General features: G+C 67.9%; 19 protein-coding genes. 8 read left to right on the top strand and 11 right to left on the bottom strand.

Features of this window, described 5'->3' with window-relative positions; all coding sequences use genetic code 11:
- The 3 genes from rho to secA all read right to left on the bottom strand — a co-directional run.
- Positions 1-1,016, bottom strand: a 1,016-nt coding sequence (gene rho / locus V7050_RS03045) for a transcription termination factor Rho (RefSeq protein WP_324410227.1), incomplete at its 3' end; no start/stop codon positions are given.
- 119 nt (positions 1,017-1,135) lie between these two features.
- Positions 1,136-1,591 carry a protoporphyrinogen oxidase HemJ gene (gene hemJ, locus V7050_RS03040; protein WP_324365318.1) on the bottom strand — a complete coding sequence of 152 codons (456 nt, stop codon included), beginning with the start codon at positions 1,589-1,591 and terminating at the stop codon, positions 1,136-1,138.
- Between the two features lie 477 nt (positions 1,592-2,068).
- Positions 2,069-4,807 carry a preprotein translocase subunit SecA gene (secA, locus tag V7050_RS03035; protein WP_324365317.1) on the bottom strand — a complete coding sequence of 913 codons (2,739 nt, stop codon included), beginning with the start codon at positions 4,805-4,807 and terminating at the stop codon, positions 2,069-2,071.
- 259 nt (positions 4,808-5,066) lie between these two features.
- On the opposite strand from secA, the gene V7050_RS03030 reads away from it, so the two are divergent.
- From V7050_RS03030 to V7050_RS03015, 4 genes are all read left to right on the top strand, one after another.
- On the top strand, positions 5,067-5,927 hold the full coding sequence (locus tag V7050_RS03030; RefSeq protein WP_324365316.1) for a peptidylprolyl isomerase: 861 nt from the start codon (positions 5,067-5,069) through the stop codon (positions 5,925-5,927).
- Between the two features lie 28 nt (positions 5,928-5,955).
- Positions 5,956-7,257: a bifunctional glutamate N-acetyltransferase/amino-acid acetyltransferase ArgJ gene (argJ, locus tag V7050_RS03025; RefSeq protein ID WP_324365315.1), complete on the top strand. Its 1,302-nt coding sequence runs from the start codon at positions 5,956-5,958 to the stop codon at positions 7,255-7,257.
- A complete protein-coding gene (locus V7050_RS03020; protein WP_324365314.1) occupies positions 7,254-7,652 on the top strand; it encodes a (deoxy)nucleoside triphosphate pyrophosphohydrolase in 399 nt (132 codons plus the stop codon). Before argJ ends, V7050_RS03020 begins: the two co-directional genes overlap by 4 nt.
- A 91-nt stretch (positions 7,653-7,743) precedes the next feature.
- Complete coding sequence (locus V7050_RS03015) at positions 7,744-7,941, top strand: hypothetical protein (RefSeq protein WP_324365313.1); 198 nt, start codon at positions 7,744-7,746, stop codon at positions 7,939-7,941.
- Between the two features lie 15 nt (positions 7,942-7,956).
- Here the strand turns inward: V7050_RS03015 and hemH are convergent, their stop codons facing one another.
- Entirely contained in the window at positions 7,957-9,030 is a 1,074-nt protein-coding gene (gene hemH, locus V7050_RS03010; protein WP_324365325.1) for a ferrochelatase, read from the bottom strand.
- Between the two features lie 77 nt (positions 9,031-9,107).
- Complete coding sequence (locus tag V7050_RS03005) at positions 9,108-9,968, bottom strand: SAM-dependent methyltransferase (protein WP_324410225.1); 861 nt, start codon at positions 9,966-9,968, stop codon at positions 9,108-9,110.
- Here V7050_RS03005 and V7050_RS03000 point away from each other — a divergent pair.
- From V7050_RS03000 to V7050_RS02985, 4 genes are read left to right on the top strand one after another with little or no spacing between them, the layout of a single operon-like run.
- A complete protein-coding gene (locus tag V7050_RS03000; protein ID WP_324365311.1) occupies positions 9,963-10,757 on the top strand; it encodes a ComF family protein in 795 nt (264 codons plus the stop codon). The genes V7050_RS03005 and V7050_RS03000 overlap by 6 nt on opposite strands.
- A 27-nt stretch (positions 10,758-10,784) precedes the next feature.
- Positions 10,785-11,042 (top strand): glutaredoxin 3, encoded by a 258-nt coding sequence (gene grxC, locus V7050_RS02995; RefSeq protein WP_324365310.1) that lies wholly within the window; start codon positions 10,785-10,787, stop codon positions 11,040-11,042.
- Positions 11,043-11,046: 4 nt separating this feature from the next.
- A complete protein-coding gene (locus V7050_RS02990) occupies positions 11,047-11,865 on the top strand; it encodes a carbon-nitrogen hydrolase family protein (protein ID WP_324365309.1) in 819 nt (272 codons plus the stop codon).
- Between the two features lie 57 nt (positions 11,866-11,922).
- A complete protein-coding gene (locus V7050_RS02985; RefSeq protein ID WP_324365308.1) occupies positions 11,923-12,348 on the top strand; it encodes an OsmC family protein in 426 nt (141 codons plus the stop codon).
- Positions 12,349-12,522: 174 nt separating this feature from the next.
- Here the strand turns inward: V7050_RS02985 and radC are convergent, their stop codons facing one another.
- From radC to V7050_RS02955, 6 genes are all read right to left on the bottom strand, one after another.
- Positions 12,523-13,248 (bottom strand): RadC family protein, encoded by a 726-nt coding sequence (gene radC, locus V7050_RS02980; protein WP_442885304.1) that lies wholly within the window; start codon positions 13,246-13,248, stop codon positions 12,523-12,525.
- 370 nt (positions 13,249-13,618) lie between these two features.
- Positions 13,619-14,686 carry an ABC transporter ATP-binding protein gene (locus V7050_RS02975; RefSeq protein ID WP_324365306.1) on the bottom strand — a complete coding sequence of 356 codons (1,068 nt, stop codon included), beginning with the start codon at positions 14,684-14,686 and terminating at the stop codon, positions 13,619-13,621.
- Complete coding sequence (locus V7050_RS02970) at positions 14,687-15,475, bottom strand: ABC transporter permease (protein ID WP_324365305.1); 789 nt, start codon at positions 15,473-15,475, stop codon at positions 14,687-14,689. It abuts the gene before it with no gap.
- Positions 15,472-16,347, bottom strand: a complete 876-nt coding sequence (locus tag V7050_RS02965; protein WP_324365304.1) for an ABC transporter permease — start codon at positions 16,345-16,347, stop codon at positions 15,472-15,474. The genes V7050_RS02970 and V7050_RS02965 overlap by 4 nt, the downstream gene beginning before the upstream one ends.
- Before the next feature lie 47 nt (positions 16,348-16,394).
- Complete coding sequence (locus tag V7050_RS02960) at positions 16,395-17,492, bottom strand: ABC transporter substrate-binding protein (RefSeq protein ID WP_324365303.1); 1,098 nt, start codon at positions 17,490-17,492, stop codon at positions 16,395-16,397.
- Between the two features lie 154 nt (positions 17,493-17,646).
- Positions 17,647-18,471: a helix-turn-helix domain-containing protein gene (locus V7050_RS02955; protein WP_324365302.1), complete on the bottom strand. Its 825-nt coding sequence runs from the start codon at positions 18,469-18,471 to the stop codon at positions 17,647-17,649.
- Positions 18,472-18,495: the final 24 nt, after the last annotated feature.

Genomic DNA, 18,495 nt, shown 5'->3' with positions numbered 1-18,495 from the left:
ACCTCGTCCATGCGGCTGCCGGTGTCGATCAGCGCCGTGGCGATGATGGTCAGCGATCCGCCTTCCTCGATGTTGCGCGCCGCGCCGAAGAAGCGCTTCGGCCGCTGAAGGGCGTTGGCGTCGACGCCGCCGGTCAGCACCTTGCCGGAGGACGGCACCACCGTGTTGTAGGCGCGGCCGAGCCGGGTGATCGAATCGAGCAGGATGACCACGTCGCGCTTGTGCTCGACGAGGCGCTTCGCCTTCTCGATGACCATCTCCGCCACCGCCACGTGGCGGGTCGCCGGCTCGTCGAAGGTCGATGCCACCACCTCGCCCTTGACCGAGCGCTGCATGTCCGTGACTTCTTCCGGCCGCTCGTCCACGAGCAGGACGATGAGATAGCATTCCGGGTGGTTCGCCGCGATCGAGGCGGCGATGTTCTGCAGGATCACGGTCTTGCCGGTGCGCGGCGGCGCCACGATCAGCCCGCGCTGGCCCTTGCCGATCGGGGCCACCAGGTCGATTACCCGCGCGGTGCGGTCCTTGATCGTCGGATCCTCGATCTCGAGCTGGATGCGCTCGTCCGGATAGAGCGGGGTGAGGTTGTCGAAATGGACCTTGTGCCGGGCCTTCTCCGGATCCTCGAAATTGATGGTGGATACCTTCACCAGCCCGAAATAGCGCTCGCCCTCCTTGGGCGCGCGAATGACGCCCTCGAGGCTGTCGCCGGTCCGGAGGTTGAACTTCCGGATCTGATTCGGGCTGACATAGATGTCGTCCGGCCCGGCGAGATAATTGGCCTCGGGCGAACGCAGGAAGCCGAAGCCGTCCTGCAGCACCTCGAGCACGCCGTCGCCGGATATCTCGACGCCTTCCTCCGCCATGTCCTTGAGGATGGCGAACATCATGTCGCCCTTGCGCATGGACGAGGCGTTCTCGATTTCGAGCTCCTCGGCCATGGTCAGCAGGTCGGCGGGTGTCTTGGCCTTGAGGTCGGCCAAGGACAATTGCTCAATGTCGTTCGACAAATCCATTTGGATACTCAATCCAGCCTCGAATTCTGATAGGAAAACCGTACTCGCCGGACAGTGATGTCGCCGGCACGGGATATGTTCGTGTCACAGCCGCCCGCGCTTGTCAAACATGTCCTGATTCAGAAGGGACGGACGATCACCATAACGACGACGACGACGAGCGCCAGGGTCGGAAGCTCGTTCATCAGGCGATAGCGCCGCCCGCTTCGCCGGTTCGCCCCGACGGCGAACTCCCGCCGCCGCGCGCCGAGCCAGAAATGGAACCAGGTCAGGAGCAGGACGAAGGCCAGCTTCACATGGAACCAGCCGTCGTGCAGGATGTCCACGACCCCGGGCGTGAGGACCAGGACGGTCCCGAAGAACCAGGTCGCGATCATGGCGGGCGTCATGATCGCCTTCAGGAGCTTGCGCTCCATCGTCGCGAACACCCGGTCCAGATGCTCGTCATCGCCGGCCTCTTCGACGTGATAGACGAATATTCTCGGCAGATAGAAGAGCCCGGCCATCCAGGCGACCATGGAGATCACATGCAGCGATTTCGTCCACGGGTAGAGCGTGAGCAAAAGGTCATGCATCCGGAGGCAATCCCGTCGGGCCCCTTCCGGGCATCCTTTCCAGTCGGTGTGGCGGCATTCCTGAAACCGGATTCCAGATTCACTTGAATCTTGAAGTTTTAGATAGGCGGTCGAATCCGGGGGATCAAATGTTTTCCCGTCGGCCCACGGCGATTATCCACAGCGCCGGTCCGAGGGGAATCGGCTTGGATTCAACGGGATGGTCGGGGATCCTTCAGGTGGCTGCGGGCCTCTGTGAATCAAGTCCCGCCGGGCTCATGGCCGCGCGAAAGGCGGGGGACAGGGCGACCTGCCGGCATGGTTCCGCCCCAGTTGTTCCCGTCTTGAGGCTACTCGCAGGGGAAGTGTTCACAGACTTATCCACAGAAGGTCGAGCCGTGGACCACGCGGCACGGGCTGCGGACGGACAGCCCGATCGCTTCGGCGCGGCTTGGCCGAAGGCGATTGGGAGCTTCATTCGGGTGGTGCGGGGGCCGGTCAGGCCCGTCCGTGGCAGTGCTTGAATTTCTTGCCCGATCCGCAGGGGCACGGGTCGTTCCGGCCCAGGCGGCTCCAGGTCTCCGGATCGTCGGGGTCGACCCCATCGGCCGCTGCGGCGCCGGCATGGGCCAGCGCGGGCGCGCGTCGCGTCGCGCCCGCATCGCTGCCGGGAGCGGAGGTTTGCGGCGCCTGGGCCTGCGCGCGCGCCTGGATCTGGGCGAGCATCGCCTGCTGTTCCTCGGGCGTCATGACCTGGACATGGGCGAGCATGCGCGTCACCTCCGAGCGCAGCTTGTTGAGCAGCGTCTCGAAGAGCTGGAAGGCCTCGGACTTGTATTCGTTGAGCGGATCGCGCTGGGCGTAGCCGCGGAAGCCGACGACGCTGCGCAGGTGATCGAGCGTCACCAGATGCTCGCGCCAGTTCTGGTCGATGGTCTGGAGCAGCACCTGCTTCTCGATCGAGCGCATGGTCTCGGAGCCGTAGCGCGCGGCCTTCGAGGCCATCTGCTTGTCGACTTCGGCGGTCAGGCGTTCGCGGATCGTCTCGTCGTCGACGCCTTCCTCCTCGGCCCAGGCCGCGACGGGAAAGTCCATGCCGAAGATGCGGCGCAGTTCCGCGTCGAGACCTTCGATGTTCCACTGGTCGGCATAGGCGCGGGCCGGGATGTATTCGGAGACGAGATCCTCCACCACCTGGTGGCGCATGTCGCGGGTGACGTCGGAGAGGTCCTGCGCCTCCATGATCTCCCGGCGCTGCAGGAAGATCGCCTTGCGCTGGTCGTTCATCACGTCGTCGAACTTCAGGAGGTTCTTGCGGATGTCGAAGTTGCGCGCCTCGACCTTGCCCTGGGCCTTTTCGAGCGCCTTGTTGACCCAGGGATGCACGATCGCCTCGCCTTCCTTCATGCCGAGCTTGCCGAGCATGGAATCGAGGCGTTCGGAGCCGAAGATCCGCATCAGGTCGTCTTCGAGGCTGAGGTAGAAGTTGGTCTGGCCCGGGTCGCCCTGCCGGCCCGAGCGGCCGCGGAGTTGGTTGTCGATGCGGCGGCTCTCGTGGCGCTCGGTGGCGAGCACGTAGAGGCCTCCGGCGGCGATGGCGCGCGCCTTGGCCTCGGCGATCTCCGCCTCGACCTTCTCGCGGATGGCGACCGGATCGACCTCCTCCCCGCCCGACTCGGCGGCCTCGAGCTCCTCGACCACCCGCATTTCGACATTGCCGCCGAGCTGGATGTCGGTGCCGCGGCCGGCCATGTTCGTGGCGATGGTCACCGCGCCCGGCACGCCGGCCTCGGCGATGATCTTCGCCTCCTGCTCGTGATAGCGGGCGTTCAGCACGTTGTGCGGAACCTTGGCCTTCTTGAGCATTTCCGAGAGCGCCTCGGATTTCTCGATCGAGGTGGTGCCGACGAGGATCGGCTGGCCGGCCTCGTGGGCGCGGGCGATCTCCCCGACGATGGCGGCGTATTTCTCCCGCGCGGTGCGAAAGACCTGGTCGTCCTCGTCCTTGCGGATCACCGGCATGTTGGTGGGCACCTCGACCACGCCGAGACCGTAGATCTCGGCGAACTCGTCGGCCTCGGTGGCGGCCGTGCCGGTCATGCCGGAGAGCTTCTCGTAGAGGCGGAAGTAGTTCTGGAAGGTGACGCTCGCGAGGGTCACGTTCTCGGGGCGGATGCCGACGCCCTCCTTGGCCTCGATCGCCTGGTGCAGCCCCTCCGAGAGCCTGCGACCCGACATCATGCGGCCGGTGAACTCGTCGATGAGCACGATTTCCCCGTTGCGCACGATATAATCCTTGTCGCGCTTGAAGAGAACGTGGGCGCGCAGGGCCTGGTTGACGTGGTGCACGATATTGGTGCTCTCGGGATCGTAGAGCGTCGCCCCCTCCGGCAGGTGGCCCATCTCTCCGAGGCGGGTCTCGACGAATTCGTTGCCCTCCTCGGTGAAGGTCGCCGAGCGCTGCTTCTCGTCGAGGTCGTAATGCTCGGGCGTGAGCTCCGGGATCAGCTTGTCGATGGCGATATAGAGCTCGGAGCGGTCCTGGCTCGGGCCGGAGATGATCAGCGGGGTGCGCGCCTCGTCGATCAGGATCGAATCCACCTCGTCGACGATGGCGAAATAGTGATCGCGCTGGAGCACCTGGGCGAGGTCGGGCTTCATGTTGTCGCGGAGATAGTCGAAGCCGAGCTCGTTGTTGGTGGCATAGGTCACGTCGGCGTCATAGGCGAGCTTCTTGTCCGGCTCGGACATGCCCGGCACGACGACCCCGACCTTCAGGCCGAGCGCGTGATAGACCATGCCCATCCAGTCGGCGTCGCGGCGGGCGAGATAGTCGTTGACGGTGACCACATGCACCCCGCGCCCGGTCAGCGCGTTGAGATAGACCGGCAGCGTCGCCATGAGGGTCTTGCCCTCGCCGGTCTTCATCTCGGAGATGTTGCCTTCGTGGAGGAAGATGCCGCCCATGAGCTGCACGTCGAAGGGACGCAGCCCCAGCGTGCGCCGGGCCGCCTCGCGGGCATTGGCGAAGGCCTCGGGAAGCAGGTCGTCGAGGGTTTCGCCCTGGCCGAGCCGATCGCGGAACTCCTGGGTCTTGTCGCGGATCCCGGCGTCGCTCAGCGCGCGGAAATCGGGCTCGAGCGCGTTGATCCTATCGACCAGAGGTCGCGTCGACTTGATCTTGCGGTCGTTCGGCGTTCCGAAGACCTTCCTGGCGATCGAGCCCAGTCCCAGCATGACGTGTCGTCCTCAAATCCCGTTGAGCCGGCGTCGAACCAAGCCGCCGCTCCGTCTCCGGCCCACCGATTTGTCATGACGGGGGCGCTTGTTCACCGGCGCCGATCGGTCTAAGTCTGCGCGAGGCGCGATCTGCCTTCCTTCAACCGGCATGGGATGTAAGCGGCGCGGCCGCGCCTGTCAACGGCGCCGCGGATATGCGGTGCCACGGGAGATTTGCAGCGCAGGCCGAGACGCGCCGCGCGAACTGGAGTAGCCGATGCACAGACTTCTGAGCGCCGGGGCCCTGTCGGCCCTGGTCCTAGCCAGCCCCGCCCTCGCCGAGGACCCGGCCTATGATGCCTCGACCGTGCTCGCGACCGTGGACGGCACCGAGATCACGCTCGGCCATCTGATCGTGATGCGGGAACGCCTCCCCCAGCAGTACCAGCAGATTCCCGACGAAACGCTGTTTCCGGGCATGCTCGAACAGATCATCGACCAGACCCTGCTCGCCAAGCTGAAGTCGCCCGATCCGGCGGCAGATCCCGCGGAGGTCAAGCTCTATCTGGAGAACGAGCGGCGCGGCACGCTGGCGGCGCTCGAGGTCCAGGAGGAGATGGCCGCCGAAGCGCTGGACGAGGCGGCGGTGCAGGCGGCCTATGATGCCGGCGTCACCGATTTCGTGCCGCAGCCGGAATTCAGCGCCGCCCATATCCTCGTGGCGACCGAGGAGGAGGCGAAGGGCCTGAAGGATCAGATCGATGGTGGCGCCGATTTCGCCGAGCTCGCCAAGGCCAATTCGACCGATCCGGGCTCGGGCGCCAATGGTGGCGAGCTCGGCTGGTTCACGAGCGGCCAGATGGTTCCCGAATTCGATTCCGCCGTCGCCGCGATGGCCGTGGGCGACGTGTCGGATCCGGTGCAGTCGCAATTCGGCTGGCATGTCATCAAGCTCAACGACAAGCGCGACACGAGCCCGCCGCCGCTCGAGGACGTGCGCGGCGAGATCGAGACCCAGCTCCGCCAGGAGGCCCTGCAGGCGCGCATCGCCGAATTGCGGAGCGGCGCGGCGATCGAGATGAGCGAAACCGTGGTGCCGCCCGCCGCGATCCGCGAGACCGATCTCCTGAGCGAGTGAAGACCGAGACCGGGGCGCGGAGGGCAGAATGGGGGATCCCGATCAAGCGGCGCCGGCGGCGCCGGCCAGAAAGGCGGCGAAACCGGTGTCGCCCCTCGCGCCTCCGGCCGGCTTCCCGGAGCTTCCGGTCATCGACGGCGTGCGTTTCGCGGCCGCGGAGGCCGGGGTGCGCTATCCCGGCCGCCTCGACGTGATGCTGGCGGAGATCGCGGCGGGATCGGCCCTCGCGGGGGTCTTCACACGGTCTTCGACCCGGTCGATGCCGGTGCTCTGGTGCCAGGACGTGCTGGCGGGGCTTCGCGCCGCGCCGGCGGGCGACAGCGGCTTCGCCATCCTGGTGAATTCCGGCAATTCGAACGCCTTCACCGGCGGCGCCGGGCGGGAGGCGGTGGCTGCGACCGTCGCGGCGACGGCGGATACGCTCGGCATCGCCCGGGACCACGTCTTCGTCGCCTCCACCGGCGTGATCGGCGAGCGACTCCCCTACGACCGGATCGTCGCCAAGCTCTCGGAGCTGCGGCGCGATCTCGATCCGCGCGGCGCGGCGCGGGCGGCGCGGGCGATCATGACGACCGACACCTATGCGAAGGGTGCGGCCGCGCGGGCCGATCTGGGCGGCGTCCCGGTCTCGATCGCCGGTTTCGCGAAGGGCTCGGGCATGATCGCGCCGGACATGGCGACGATGCTGGTCTTTCTCTTCACCGATGCCGCCGTGGCGCCGGATCTGCTGCAGGACATGGTGTCGCGCATCGGCGCACGCACCTTCAACTGCATTACCGTGGACGGCGACACCTCGACCTCCGACACGCTGCTGATGGCGGCGACGGGCCGCGCGGCGATGCCGCCGCTACTCGACGGCGACGATTCGAGGGCTGCCGCCTTCGAGACGGCGCTCGAGAGCGTGATGCTCGATCTCGCGCAGCAGGTGGTGCGCGATGGCGAGGGCGCGAGCAAGTTCGTGGAGATTCGGGTCGAGGGGGCCCTGACCGATGGCGATGCGCGCAAGGTCGCGCTCTCGATCGCGAATTCGCCGCTGGTCAAGACGGCGATCGCCGGAGAGGATCCCAATTGGGGCCGGATCGTGATGGCCGTCGGCAAGTCCGGCGCATCGGCGGACCGCGACCGGCTGTCGATCCGCTTCGGCGACATCCTCGTGGCGGAGAACGGCTGGGTCTCGCCCGGCTATTCCGAGGCGGCCGGCGCCGCCTATATGAAGCGCAGCGAGCTCACCGTCGGCGTCGATCTGGGACTGGGGGCCGGCAGGGCCGTGGTCTGGACCTGCGACCTCACGCATGGATATATAGCGATCAACGCGGATTATCGCTCTTGAAGCTCGTCCTCGTCGCGGCGGTCGCGCTGATCGATCGCGACTCGCGGGTGCTGATCGCCCAGCGGCCAGAGGGCAAGGCCATGGCCGGGCTCTGGGAGTTCCCCGGCGGCAAGATCGAACCCGGCGAAACGCCCGAGGCCGCGTTGATTCGCGAATTGCGCGAGGAGCTCGGCATCGATACCTGGCGGAGCTGCCTGGCGCCGCTCAGTTTCGCCAGCCACTCCTATGACGATTTTCATCTGCTGATGCCGCTCTTCGCCTGCCGGAAATGGCAGGGCACGCCGCAGGCCCACGAGCATTCCGCGCTTCGCTGGGTGCGTCCCCGAGATCTTGCGGCATGGCCGATGCCGCCGGCCGACCTGCCCCTGCTCGCGGTGTTGCGGGATTGGCTCTGAAGACATGAAAACCCGATCTAAATCGATTCAAACGTGACAGGGGCAGGACGGCTCTGTAGGCTGGGAAGAAACGATCCGGGGATGTGGGACGATGTACCGAACGATCCAGCTGTCCAGTTGCGTTTCCGTGCAGGGTGAACTGGTCGAGACCCTCGGGAACGGCGAGATCCTGGTCAAGGACGGGAAGACGATCTATCGGGGCAGGCCCGTGGAATTCCGCGATCCGGTGGTGCCGCGATCCATCGGACCTGATCGCAAGGCGACAACCGAACGGCCGCGTCACTTCTGACGCTTCGTCCGGGGTTCAGATCCAGCCGCCGAGTTCGCGTCGCACGATATCCGACATCATGGCGACATGCGCGGGGTCGGCGTTGAGGCACGGGATATAGGTGAAGGTTTCCCCGCCGGCTGCACGAAAGGCATGCTGGATCTCCTCGCGGATCTCTTCGAGCGTTTCCACGCAATCCGAGGAGAACGCGGGCGCCATGATCGCGATGTTGCGCTTGCCGGCCTTGGCGAGCCGGGCGACCTCCTCCACGGTATAGGGCTTGAGCCATTCCTCGGGGCCGAATTTCGACTGGAAGCTGATGACGACCTCCTCCGGGGAGAACCCCAGCCGCTCGCGCAGCAGCCGCGTCGTCGTCTGGCATTGGCAGTGGTAGGGGTCGCCTTCCGTGAGGTAGCGCTGCGGCAGGCCGTGATAGCTCGTCACCAGCAGGTCGGGTCTTCGGGAGAGCCCGGCATAGGCCCGCTCGACGGAGCCGGCGAGCGCGTCGATATAGGCCGTCTCGTCGAAATAGGCCGGCACCGTGCGGATCGACGGCTGCCAGTTCATCGTCATCAGCGCTCGGAAGGCCTGATCGTTCGCCGTGGCGGTGGTGGGGGCGGAATATTGCGGATAGAGCGGAAAGAACAGGATGCGCTCGCAGCCCCGTTCCTTGAGGCCGCGGATCACCGAGAACGTCGAGGGGTTGCCGTAGCGCATGGCGAAATCGACCAGCACGCGGTCGCCGTAGAGCGGCTCCAGGGCGCTCGCCAGGGCCGCGGCCTGGGCGCGGGTGGTGGTGAGCAGCGGGCTCTCGTCGGCCTCGTTGTTCCAGATCCCGCGATAGGCCTTGCCGGAGCGGAACGGGCGGCGCGTGAGGATCACCAGCTGCAGGAGCGGCTGCCAGAACCAGGGGGAATAGTCGATGACGCGGCGGTCGGAGAGGAATTCGCTGAGATAGCGCCGCATCGAGCGGTAATCCGTCCCGTCCGGCGTTCCGAGATTGGCCAGGATGACGCCGATCCGCGCTCGCGGGATCGGCGGATGATCCGGGGGCGCAAAGGCGAGCCGGCCCTCGCCGGGCGCATCGACTGACGGATCGTTCGGCTTCATCTGCGCGTCATACATGGGGCCGCCGGATCGGACAATGTTGGCCGGACGCCTCCCATCTAGGCCCGGGGCGACCGGAATCAAACCCCCTCGGACCCGGGCTTCTCGCCGGCGCTCCGCTCGGGAACGCCGAGGGCGTCGGCCAGCCGGGCCCTGGCCGACCCCGGGCGCAGGGGTTTCGGCTGATCGGCGGACGGTGCCCAGCCGGTCAGGAAGATGATCTCGAATGTCGCGGGAATGCGTCCGTCCGGCCGCGCCAACCGCACGGCGTAATGCGCCGCCGCACGCGTGAAGATGGCACGCCGGGTCGGGCGGCGCAGGCGCTCGTGCATGGCGTTCGTCTCGCCCATGGCGCGCAGATCGCGCATGAGATCGAAGGGATTCGCATAGAGCACGTCGAAGCGCAGGCTGTCGGCGACCGGCAGCGCGAAGCCGGCGCGCTGCAGCAGGGCGCCGAGGTCGCGGATCCCGGCCATCGGCGCGATGCGCGGACTGAGCCCGCCCGACACCTCCGTTTCGGCAGCGGCGAGGGATTCGCGCAGCTCGGCCAGCGTGGCGCCGCCGAAAAGGGCCGCGAGGAAGAGGCCGTCGGGCCTGAGCGCCCGGCGCGCCTGCACCATTTGCCCGACCGGATCGTTGGCCCAATGCAGCCCGAGGTGATGCACGATCAGGTCGTGCCGCGCCGGCGCCAGATCGAGGATGTCGCGATCGGCGCAGAGATGCGGAGGGCCGTCGAGCGCCGCTGCAAGCAGGTGCTGCCAGAGATCGCCGCGTGGGCCGATCAGGGCCGGCGCAAGATACGATCTGTTAATCTCTTTCAGCCTCTCTGAGATCTCGGCGGCGGCGGCCTCGTGCAGGAAATCGGCATTGCCGAGCCGGTCGGCGCGCTGGCGTCGCCGGGCGAGGATTTCGGGATCGAAGAGGCGGGTCGTATCATGCATGTCATATCCTCCCTGAAGACCGGCATAGGGCGCCTGCCGCTCGGCGCCTCGCTGGCGGCGATCCGGACCGGGATCGTCGACACCATCTACCCGCCGCGGTGCCTCGCCTGCCCGGAATACACCGATACCGCGCATGGCCTCTGCCCCGCATGCTGGCGGGACACGGTCTTTGTCTCCGGCACGGCCTGTGTCAAGTGCGGCGTCCCGCTGATGGGAGAGGCGACGGCCGAGGATCTCTGCGAGCGCTGCCAGCGGCATCCCCCGGCCTGGGATTTCGGCGCGGCCGCGCTGATCTATCAGGGTGCGGGGCGGCGCATGGTGCTGCAGTTCAAGCATGGCGACCGGCTCGACATGGTGCGGCCGCTCGCCGCCTGGATGGCCTCGGCCGGTGCCCTTCAGATCGCCGCCGCCGATCTCGTCGTGCCGGTGCCGCTGCATTGGCGGCGGCTCCTGCGGCGGCGCTACAACCAGTCGGCCGAGCTTGCCCGCCGGCTGTCGCAGCTCTCTGGCAAGCCGGCCGCGGTCGATCTGCTCGAGCGGCGGCGGCTGACGATCCCGCAGGAAGGCATGGACCGGGCGGCGCGCGCGGCGAACCAGGCGGGCGCCTTCGCGGTCGCTGCGCGCCGCGCGGCCGAGGTGAAGGGCCGCAACATCCTGCTCATCGACGATGTGCTGACCTCCGGGGCGACGCTCTCGACCTGCGCCGAGACGCTGCGTGGCGCCGGCGCCACGCGGGTAGATATTCTGGTTCTAGCACGTGTTGCCTTCGCCGACTCGCTTCCCATATAGCGTGGCGAAACGCCCCGGAATGATCCCATGAAAGATGTGACGATCTACACGACGCCGTTCTGCGGCTATTGTTTCGCGGCAAAACGCCTGCTGTCGGGAAAGCGTGTCGCATTCACCGAGATCGATGTATCGGTGGATCCGCCGCGGCGCAGCGAGATGGTCCAGCGGTCGAACGGCGGGCGGACGGTGCCGCAGATCTTCGTCGGCGACCTGCATATCGGGGGATATGACGAGATGAGCGCGCTCGACCGCTCCGGCAAGCTCGACCCGATTCTGGCCGGCTGAGCCGATGCGGGCGGCGCTGGTCCAGCTCTGCTCCGGGGACGATCCCGCCGCGAACCTGCCCGAGACCGAGGCGTTGATCCGCGATGCCGCGCGGCAGGGCGCGGATCTGATCCTGACGCCGGAATGCACCAATATCGTCTCGGCCGACCGGGCGCAGCAGCGGGCGGTCCTGGCGGAGGAGGCCGAGGACGCGACGCTGGCGCGGCTGCGGTCGGTCGCGGGCGCGCTGGGCTGCTGGCTGGTGATCGGGAGCCTATTACTGAAGGCGGGCGACGGGGATCCGCGCTTCGTCAACCGCAGCTTCGTGATAGCGCCCGACGGCACGATCCGCGCGCGCTACGACAAGATCCATCTCTTCGACGTGACCCTGGCCGATGGCGAGAGCTACCGCGAATCGGCCGCCATCCGGCCCGGCGACCGTGCGGTGACCGTGGCGGCGGCCGGATGGCGGCTCGGGCTCAGCATCTGCTACGATCTGCGTTTCCCGCAGCTCTATCGCGATCTCGCGCGCGCCGGGGCGAGGATCCTGACGGTTCCCTCCGCCTTCACGGTGCCGACCGGCGCGGCGCATTGGGAGGTGCTCCTGCGGGCGCGCGCGGTCGAGACCGGCTGCTTCGTGCTCGCGCCGGCGCAGACCGGCCTGCACGCGACCCGGGCGGGGCGGGCGCGCCGGACCTACGGGCACAGCCTCGCCGTCGCTCCCTCGGGCGAGGTCCTGGCGGATGCCGGGGAAGCCATCGGGATCACGCTCGTGGAGATCGGCGGCGGCGAAGCCATGCCACCAATGCGCGATCGCTCTCGAATTTCCGGCACCAGCCGCTAGATTGGGTCCCGGCGGGCGCATCCGCGCCGCGCGGCATCCTGGACGGGGGAGAGAGCGATGAAACGGATCGGGTCGGCAGTCTGGAACGGCGGGATCAAGACGGGGGACGGCAAGGTCTCGACCGAATCGGGGGTCCTGGACGGGGTGCCCTACAGCTTCGCCAAGCGGTTCGGCGAGGTGAAGGGGTCCAATCCCGAGGAGCTGATCGGCGCCGCCCATGCCGCATGCTTCTCCATGGCGCTCTCGGGCGTGCTCGACGCGCAGGAGATGACGGCCGAGGAGATCGCGACCTCGGCGGCGGTCACCGTCGTGCCGGTCGAGGGCGGATTCGCGATCACCGAGGTTCACCTGACCGTCAAGGCGCGGATCCCCGGCGGGGACGCCGCGAAGTTCCAGGCGGCGGCGGAGCAGGCCAAGGCCGGCTGCCCGGTCTCCAAGGTTCTCAATGCCAAGATCACGATGGAGGCGAGCCTCGTCGCCTGAGATTGCGTGTGGGCTCCCTGCCGCCGAACTGGCCGGTCTGGACGCTCGCAAGCCGGATGTGCGCGCGCGCACGTCCGGCTAAACTATTGAAATAACACAACACTGCCTCTCACTTTTACCGGAACGCAACCATTGCCGACGGCCCGGAGCGCAATCGCTCGGCCCGGCGCGCGGCTAAAGCAGGCCCAGCGACCGGAAGGAGGCGTCGGTTTCCTTGCCGACGATGACATGGTCGTGGATGACCACGCCGATCGCCTCGCAGGCGAGGCCGATCTGCTCGGTCATCTCGATGTCGGCCCGGCTCGGGGTCGGATCGCCCGAGGGGTGGTTGTGCACCAGGATGATCGCGGTGGCGTTCAGCTCCAGAGCGCGCTTGGCGACCTCGCGCGGGTAGACCGGCACGTGGTTGACCGTGCCGCGCGCCTGCTCCTCGTCGGCGATCAGCACGTTCTTCTGGTCGAGGAACAGGATGCGGAACTGTTCGGTCTCGCGATAGGCCATGACCGTCTTGCAATAGCGCATCAGCTCGTCCCAGGAGCTGATGACCGAGCGCTGGATGACGCGGGCGCGGGCCATGCGATGCGCGATCGCCTCGAGCAGGCGCAGCTGGAAATAGAGCTTCGGGGTCGCGCCGGGCACCTGCATCAGCCGGTGCTCGGAGGCGGCGATGACGCCGTTGAGATCGCCGAAGGTCGCGAGCAGCGTCTTGGCCAGGGGCTTCACGTCGATGCGGGGGATGGCGTTGAAGAGCACGAGCTCCAGGAGCTCGTATTCCGGCATCGCCGCGTGCCCGCCGGTGAGAAACCGCTGGCGCAGCCGTTCGCGGTGGCCCCAGTAATGCGGGCGGCCCGGCTCGGGGGAGTCGGGGGCGGGGGCGGCCGGGGCGCGCAGGACCGGCATGAACCCGGCGGGCGGCAGGCGGCGGTCGAGCTCGTCGAGACCGCGCAACGCCTCCTCCGAGAAGCCCGTGTGTTCCCTGCCTCGAGTCAAATCCGCCTCCGCCGCGGCCCCGGGCGAGACTGATCCGCCGGGGTTAACGAAGGGTTGCCAAGGCTGCGCGATCGACGTGGTGGCCCACGGTCGAATCCCTCGCCGGTGAAATGGCCGCGCCCCGCGCGGCCCGATCGCCACGGGTCGATCGGGCTGGGGACCTTTGGACCGCGTGGGATGCAAGTCGACCGCGAAGGCAGAAGGAGTTGCTGAGGCGGCACCGCCTCGTTGTTGCCGGTGCGAGATGCCTCTGGTCCGATCGGTTCGACCGAGTGCGGCTTCAGTCCGCAGCACCCTCGAGCACCAGCACGTCGCCGGTGGCGAAGGCGAGATCGACGGTTTCGCCCGGCTTCGGCGGGCGCATGGCGGCGGTGTTGAAGATGTCGACCGCGAGGTTCTGCCCGTCGAGCGCGACCCGGATCCGCACGACGGAGCCGAGGAAGCTCACCGAATCGACCCGGCCGCGCAGCCTGCCGCCCGGATCCGGGCCGCTTCCGAGAAGGATGGCCTGGGGACGGAGCGAGATGGGGATCGTCTCGCCGGCCTCTCCCCGCACCGCACGGGCGAGGCGGATCTCCTGGCCGTCGACGGTGACGAGGCCGGTGGCGGGATCGAGCAGCCGGGCGTCGAGCACGTTGAGCGTGCCGACGAAGGAGGCGACGAAGCGCGTCGCGGGCCGGTTGTAGATCTCGAACGGGTCCCCGATCTGCTCGGCGATGCCGTCGCGCATGACCACGATGCGGTCAGACATCGCCAGCGCCTCCTCCTGGTCGTGGGTGACGTAGATCGTGGTGATGCCGAGCTTGCGCTGGATGGCGCGGATCTCCTCGCGCAGCGAGACGCGGATCTTGGCGTCGAGCGCCGAGAGCGGCTCGTCGAGCAGGAGCACCTTGGGCTGGACCGCCAGCGCGCGGGCCAGTGCGACGCGCTGCTGCTGGCCGCCGGAGAGCTGGAAGGGGAAGCGTGCGCCGAGCTCGGGAAGCTTGATGATCGCCAGCATCTCGGCGACCCGCGCCGCGATCCGCGGCCGGGGCATGCCCGCGACCTTGAGCCCGAAGGCCACGTTCTGCGCCACGGTCATGTTGGGAAAGAGCGCATAGGCCTGGAAGACCATGCCGATGTCGCGCTGGCTGGGCTTGAGGTTCACCACGTCGCGGCCGTCGATGCGGATCACGCCTTCCGACGGCGTCTCGAAGCCCGCCACCATGCGCAGGGTGGTGGTCTTGCCGCAGCCGGAGGGGCCGAGGAAGGAGACGAACTCGCCCTCGCCGACGTCGAGGTTGAAGTCGCGCACCACGTGGTTGGGTCCGTAGAACTTCTGCAAGCCGGAGATCTCGAGGAAGGCCATCTAGCGGGGAACCGTCTTGAACTTCTGGAAGCGGGTGACGAGCTGGATCAGCCCCATGCAGGCCCAGGTGATGGCGAAGGCGATCACCGCCAGCGCCGCCGGCTCGTAGGCGCGGTTCGCGCCGATGAGCTGGAGGTAGGGCCCGAAGGCGGGGCGGTTCAGCAGGGCCGCGAGCACGAACTCGCCGATGACGATGGCGAAGGTCAGGAAGGCCCCCGAAAGCACCGCCACCAGCACATTGGGCAGGATCACCCGCGCCATGATGGTGATCCAGCCGGCGCCGAGGCTCTCGGCGGCCTCGGTCAGGGTGGCGACGTCGATCGCGCGGAGCCCGGTGTCGACGGCGCGGTACATGTAGGGAAGCGACAGCGTCGCATAGCCGAACATCAGGAGCACATTGGTGCCCATCGCCGTGCCGGTGAGCGGCAGGATCGAGGAGGTGTTGTAGAGCCGGATGTAGCCGAAGACGATGACGATGGGCGGGATCACCAGCGGCAGCAGGGTGATGAACTCGACCACCGGCCGCCAGCGCGGCAGCCGCAGCCGCACCCAATAGGCGGTGGGCACGACGATGATCACCCCGACCAGGATGGTCAGGCAGGCGAGGATGACCGAATAGCTGAAGGTCGCGCGGAACTGCGGGTCGGCGAGCACCACCCGGTAGGCGTCGAAGCTGTATTCGCCGCGGCGCATGCGGAGCGAGAATTCCAGCGTGCCGATCAGCGGCAGGAAGAAATAGATCAGCCCGAAGGCGAGCGCGAGCCAGGCCCAGATCCGCGGCGGCTTCACTTGATCCACCGTTCTGCGCGGGTGCGCAGCCAGATGTAGATCGCATTGGCGATGCCGGTGACCACGATCATGCCGAAGGCCAGCGCATAGCCCAGATGCGGGTCCTGGAGCACGTCGCCGCGGATCTGGGCGAAGAGCAGGATGGGCACGATGCCGAGCGAGGATCCCGTCAGCGCATAGGCGGTGGCGACCGCGCCGAAGGCATTGGCGAAGAGCAGCGCCAGCGTGCCCAAGAGCGTCGGCCAGAGGATCGGCAGCGCCACCATGCGCCAGTATTGCGCCCGGCTCGCGCCGAGGATCTCGGCGGCCTCGCGCCATTCCCGGCGCAGCCCGTCGAGGGCCGGGGTGACGATCAGGATCATCAGCGGGATCTGGAAGAAGAGATAGGTGAGCGTGAGGCCGAAGAAGCTCAGCAGGTTGAAGCCCATGGCATAGATGTTGATGCCGGCCCAGTCGCGCAGCAGCACGGTGACGAGCCCGAGCCGCCCGAGCGTGGCGAGGAAGGCGAAGGCGAGCGGCACGCCCGCGAAGTTCGAGGCGACGCCGGAGAAGGTGAGCATCGGTCCGCGCAGCCAGCCCGGCAGGCCGCCGTGGATCATCGCCGCGGCGATGGCGAAGCCGATGGCGCAGCCGAGGAAGGCGGAGGCGAAGCTGATCCGGATCGAGATCCAGAAGGCCGCGAGGATCGACGGCTGGAAGAGATTGACGATATTGGCGAGGGTGAAGTCCCCGGCCGCGTTGCGGAAGCTGCCGACCACGATGAACATGGTCGGCACGATCAGGAACAGCGCCGCGAAGGCCGCGAAGGGCAGGAGTCCGAGCCAGGCCCAGGAGCGCGGGGCCGGGATGGTCGATGTCCGGTGGCGCGGCATGGCGGCGGAAGCCCCGGGCCCCCCGCGGGGAGCCCGGGCGGGTCCGGCTATTGCACGTTGGCGCCGACGACGCTGTCCCAGCCGCCGGTGATGACCTCCTTCATCGCCGATTGCTCTTCCAGCGTCGGGAAGACGGCGCGCTCGTAGGCGGCGGCCGGCGGCAGCCGGTCGAGCAGGTCCTGCGGGACCTTGCCTTCGGCCGCGAGGCTGTTGAAGCGGATCGGATGGCAATAGCCCGCGAGCCAGCCGAGCTGGCCCTCGTCGGAATAGAGATATTCCATCCAGAGCTTCGCGGCGTTGGGATGCGGCGCGAAGGCGGAGATCGCCTGGACGTAGACGCCGGCGACCACGCCGTTGCCGGGCACCACCACTTCCATCGGCGGATTGCCGTTCAGGGTGTCGCGGCCGGCGAGGGCGGTGTAGTCCCACCAGATCACGATGGGCGTGGCGCCCTGGGCCAGCGTGCCGGTCTTGCCGATCACGGGCACGAAATTGCCGGCCTTGTTGAGCTCGGCGAAGAACTCCAGCCCCTTCTTGCCGGCGTCGCCGCCCGGCTCGCCGCTCGCTGCGAGGCCGGCGGCATAGACGCTGATGATCGCCTGGTTCGAGGCCCGCGGATCGCCGGCGAGCGCCACGGAATTGGCGTATTCGGGCTTGAGCAGATCCTCCCAGTTGCCGGGCACGTTCTCGACGATGTCCTTGTTCACCGCGAAGCTCAGCACGCCGTAATAATCGCCGTACCAATAGCCCTCGGGATCCTTGACGTTGTCGGGGATCGAATCCCAGGTCGAGACCTTGTAGGGCTGGATCAGCCCCTCTTCCTTGGCGGCGGGGCCGAAGGAGAAGCCGACGTCGATCACGTCGGGCGCCTGCGGGCCGGTATTGTCCTTGTTGGCGCGGATCGCCTCCAGCTCGTCGGCGCTGCCGGCGTCGGGATTGAGCTCGTTGACCTCGATCCCGTATTTGTCCTTGAAGCCCTGGATCACGCCGCCGTAGCCGCACCATTCATGCGGCAGGGCGATGGTCGTCAGCATGCCTTCTTCCTTGGCCGCGGCGATGAGCGCGTCCATGTCCTGCCCTGCCGCCGGCAGGGCCGCGGCCGACATCGCCAATGCGGCGAGGATCGTCGTCGGTTTCGGTGTCATTGTCGTTTTCCCCGTTGGTTCTCTGCGTCCGTTCTGTCGCGGCCGGCCCCGCGGCCCGCGCCTCGGCGCTTCAAATCTTAAAGGCTCTTTTCCGCGTTCCGGCAACAAGAGATCGGTGCCGGGCCGGAACGGGGGGCGGTCGGGGCGTCGCCGCTCACGCCACCTGGCCGGCCAGATCCGCGAGGGTCTCGTGCACCCGGTCCGGCCCGATCGTCGCCCGGCGCACCAGATTGTCGAAGAGCCGGGTGAGCGCCGCGACCTGCTCGGCGGAGGTCACCACGAGATAGGCTTCGCCGAGATAGAGCGCCGCGCGGATCCGCCCGAAGATCGTGAAGGGCGCGGCGAAGGTCTCGCGCCCGTCGTAGAGATGCAGCCGCAGCGTCGGATAGGCCTCGGCGCAGGTCGCGGCCATATGGGCGAGCTGCCGGCGGCGCCGGCCGGCATCGGTCCCGCGCCAGAGCCCGGTGCCGCCCGACAGATCCTGCAGCGTCTGCACCGGCATGGCGATCTCCACGTCCATGTCGCCGAGACGGAAGCCGCCGAGCACGTTCTCCGCCTTGCCGGCGCGGGGATTGCCGGCCGGCTGCGCCGGTTCCGGCCCGAGGCTGAGCATGTCCGGCAGGCGCGAAGGCACGTAGCGCAGCTTCATGCCGGCCGCCTCGTGCCGCCACTGGTCGATGGGGGAGCCGCCGCCCTCGACCTCGGCCGATTCGATCTGCACCGAGGGCGCCACCGTCTGCCGTCCGTCCGGGGCGTTGGAGAGCGCGAGCAGCCAGTCGATGGTGACGCCGCGGGCCTCGGCGATCCTGCGCAGCGTCTCCGCCCGCGGCAGCCGGTCGATCGCGGGATCGAGGAACTGGCTCAGGGCCGAGCGGTCGATCCCGGTTTCCGCGAGGAAGCTCGCCACGCCGCCGCGCTCGTCGCCGATCAGGGCGCGCAGCCTTTCGCGGAAGGCGGACGCCAATGCGCGCTTGTCCATGGAGAATCCCTGCGAAGTCACATC

The organism is Amaricoccus sp., from assembly GCF_036846665.1.
Classification (GTDB): Bacteria; Pseudomonadota; Alphaproteobacteria; order Rhodobacterales; family Rhodobacteraceae; genus Amaricoccus.
The sequence above is the reverse complement of the archived record's forward strand: the minus strand, read 5'-3'. Positions and strand labels throughout refer to the sequence as shown.

Coding starts and splice junctions, on each gene's coding strand:
- V7050_RS02990 (WP_324365309.1), top strand. CDS start 11,047: ATGCGGGCGGCGCTGGTCCAGCTCTGCTCCGGGGACGATCCCGCCGCG.
- V7050_RS02985 (WP_324365308.1), top strand. CDS start 11,923: ATGAAACGGATCGGGTCGGCAGTCTGGAACGGCGGGATCAAGACGGGG.
- V7050_RS02955 (WP_324365302.1), bottom strand. CDS start 18,471: ATGGACAAGCGCGCATTGGCGTCCGCCTTCCGCGAAAGGCTGCGCGCC.
- V7050_RS03005 (WP_324410225.1), bottom strand. CDS start 9,968: ATGCATGATACGACCCGCCTCTTCGATCCCGAAATCCTCGCCCGGCGA.
- V7050_RS03015 (WP_324365313.1), top strand. CDS start 7,744: ATGTACCGAACGATCCAGCTGTCCAGTTGCGTTTCCGTGCAGGGTGAA.
- V7050_RS02975 (WP_324365306.1), bottom strand. CDS start 14,686: ATGGCCTTCCTCGAGATCTCCGGCTTGCAGAAGTTCTACGGACCCAAC.
- hemH (WP_324365325.1), bottom strand. CDS start 9,030: ATGAAGCCGAACGATCCGTCAGTCGATGCGCCCGGCGAGGGCCGGCTC.
- V7050_RS02960 (WP_324365303.1), bottom strand. CDS start 17,492: ATGACACCGAAACCGACGACGATCCTCGCCGCATTGGCGATGTCGGCC.
- secA (WP_324365317.1), bottom strand. CDS start 4,807: ATGCTGGGACTGGGCTCGATCGCCAGGAAGGTCTTCGGAACGCCGAAC.
- V7050_RS02965 (WP_324365304.1), bottom strand. CDS start 16,347: ATGCCGCGCCACCGGACATCGACCATCCCGGCCCCGCGCTCCTGGGCC.
- V7050_RS03030 (WP_324365316.1), top strand. CDS start 5,067: ATGCACAGACTTCTGAGCGCCGGGGCCCTGTCGGCCCTGGTCCTAGCC.
- radC (WP_442885304.1), bottom strand. CDS start 13,248: ATGCCGGTCCTGCGCGCCCCGGCCGCCCCCGCCCCCGACTCCCCCGAG.
- grxC (WP_324365310.1), top strand. CDS start 10,785: ATGAAAGATGTGACGATCTACACGACGCCGTTCTGCGGCTATTGTTTC.
- argJ (WP_324365315.1), top strand. CDS start 5,956: ATGGGGGATCCCGATCAAGCGGCGCCGGCGGCGCCGGCCAGAAAGGCG.
- V7050_RS03000 (WP_324365311.1), top strand. CDS start 9,963: ATGCATGTCATATCCTCCCTGAAGACCGGCATAGGGCGCCTGCCGCTC.
- hemJ (WP_324365318.1), bottom strand. CDS start 1,591: ATGCATGACCTTTTGCTCACGCTCTACCCGTGGACGAAATCGCTGCAT.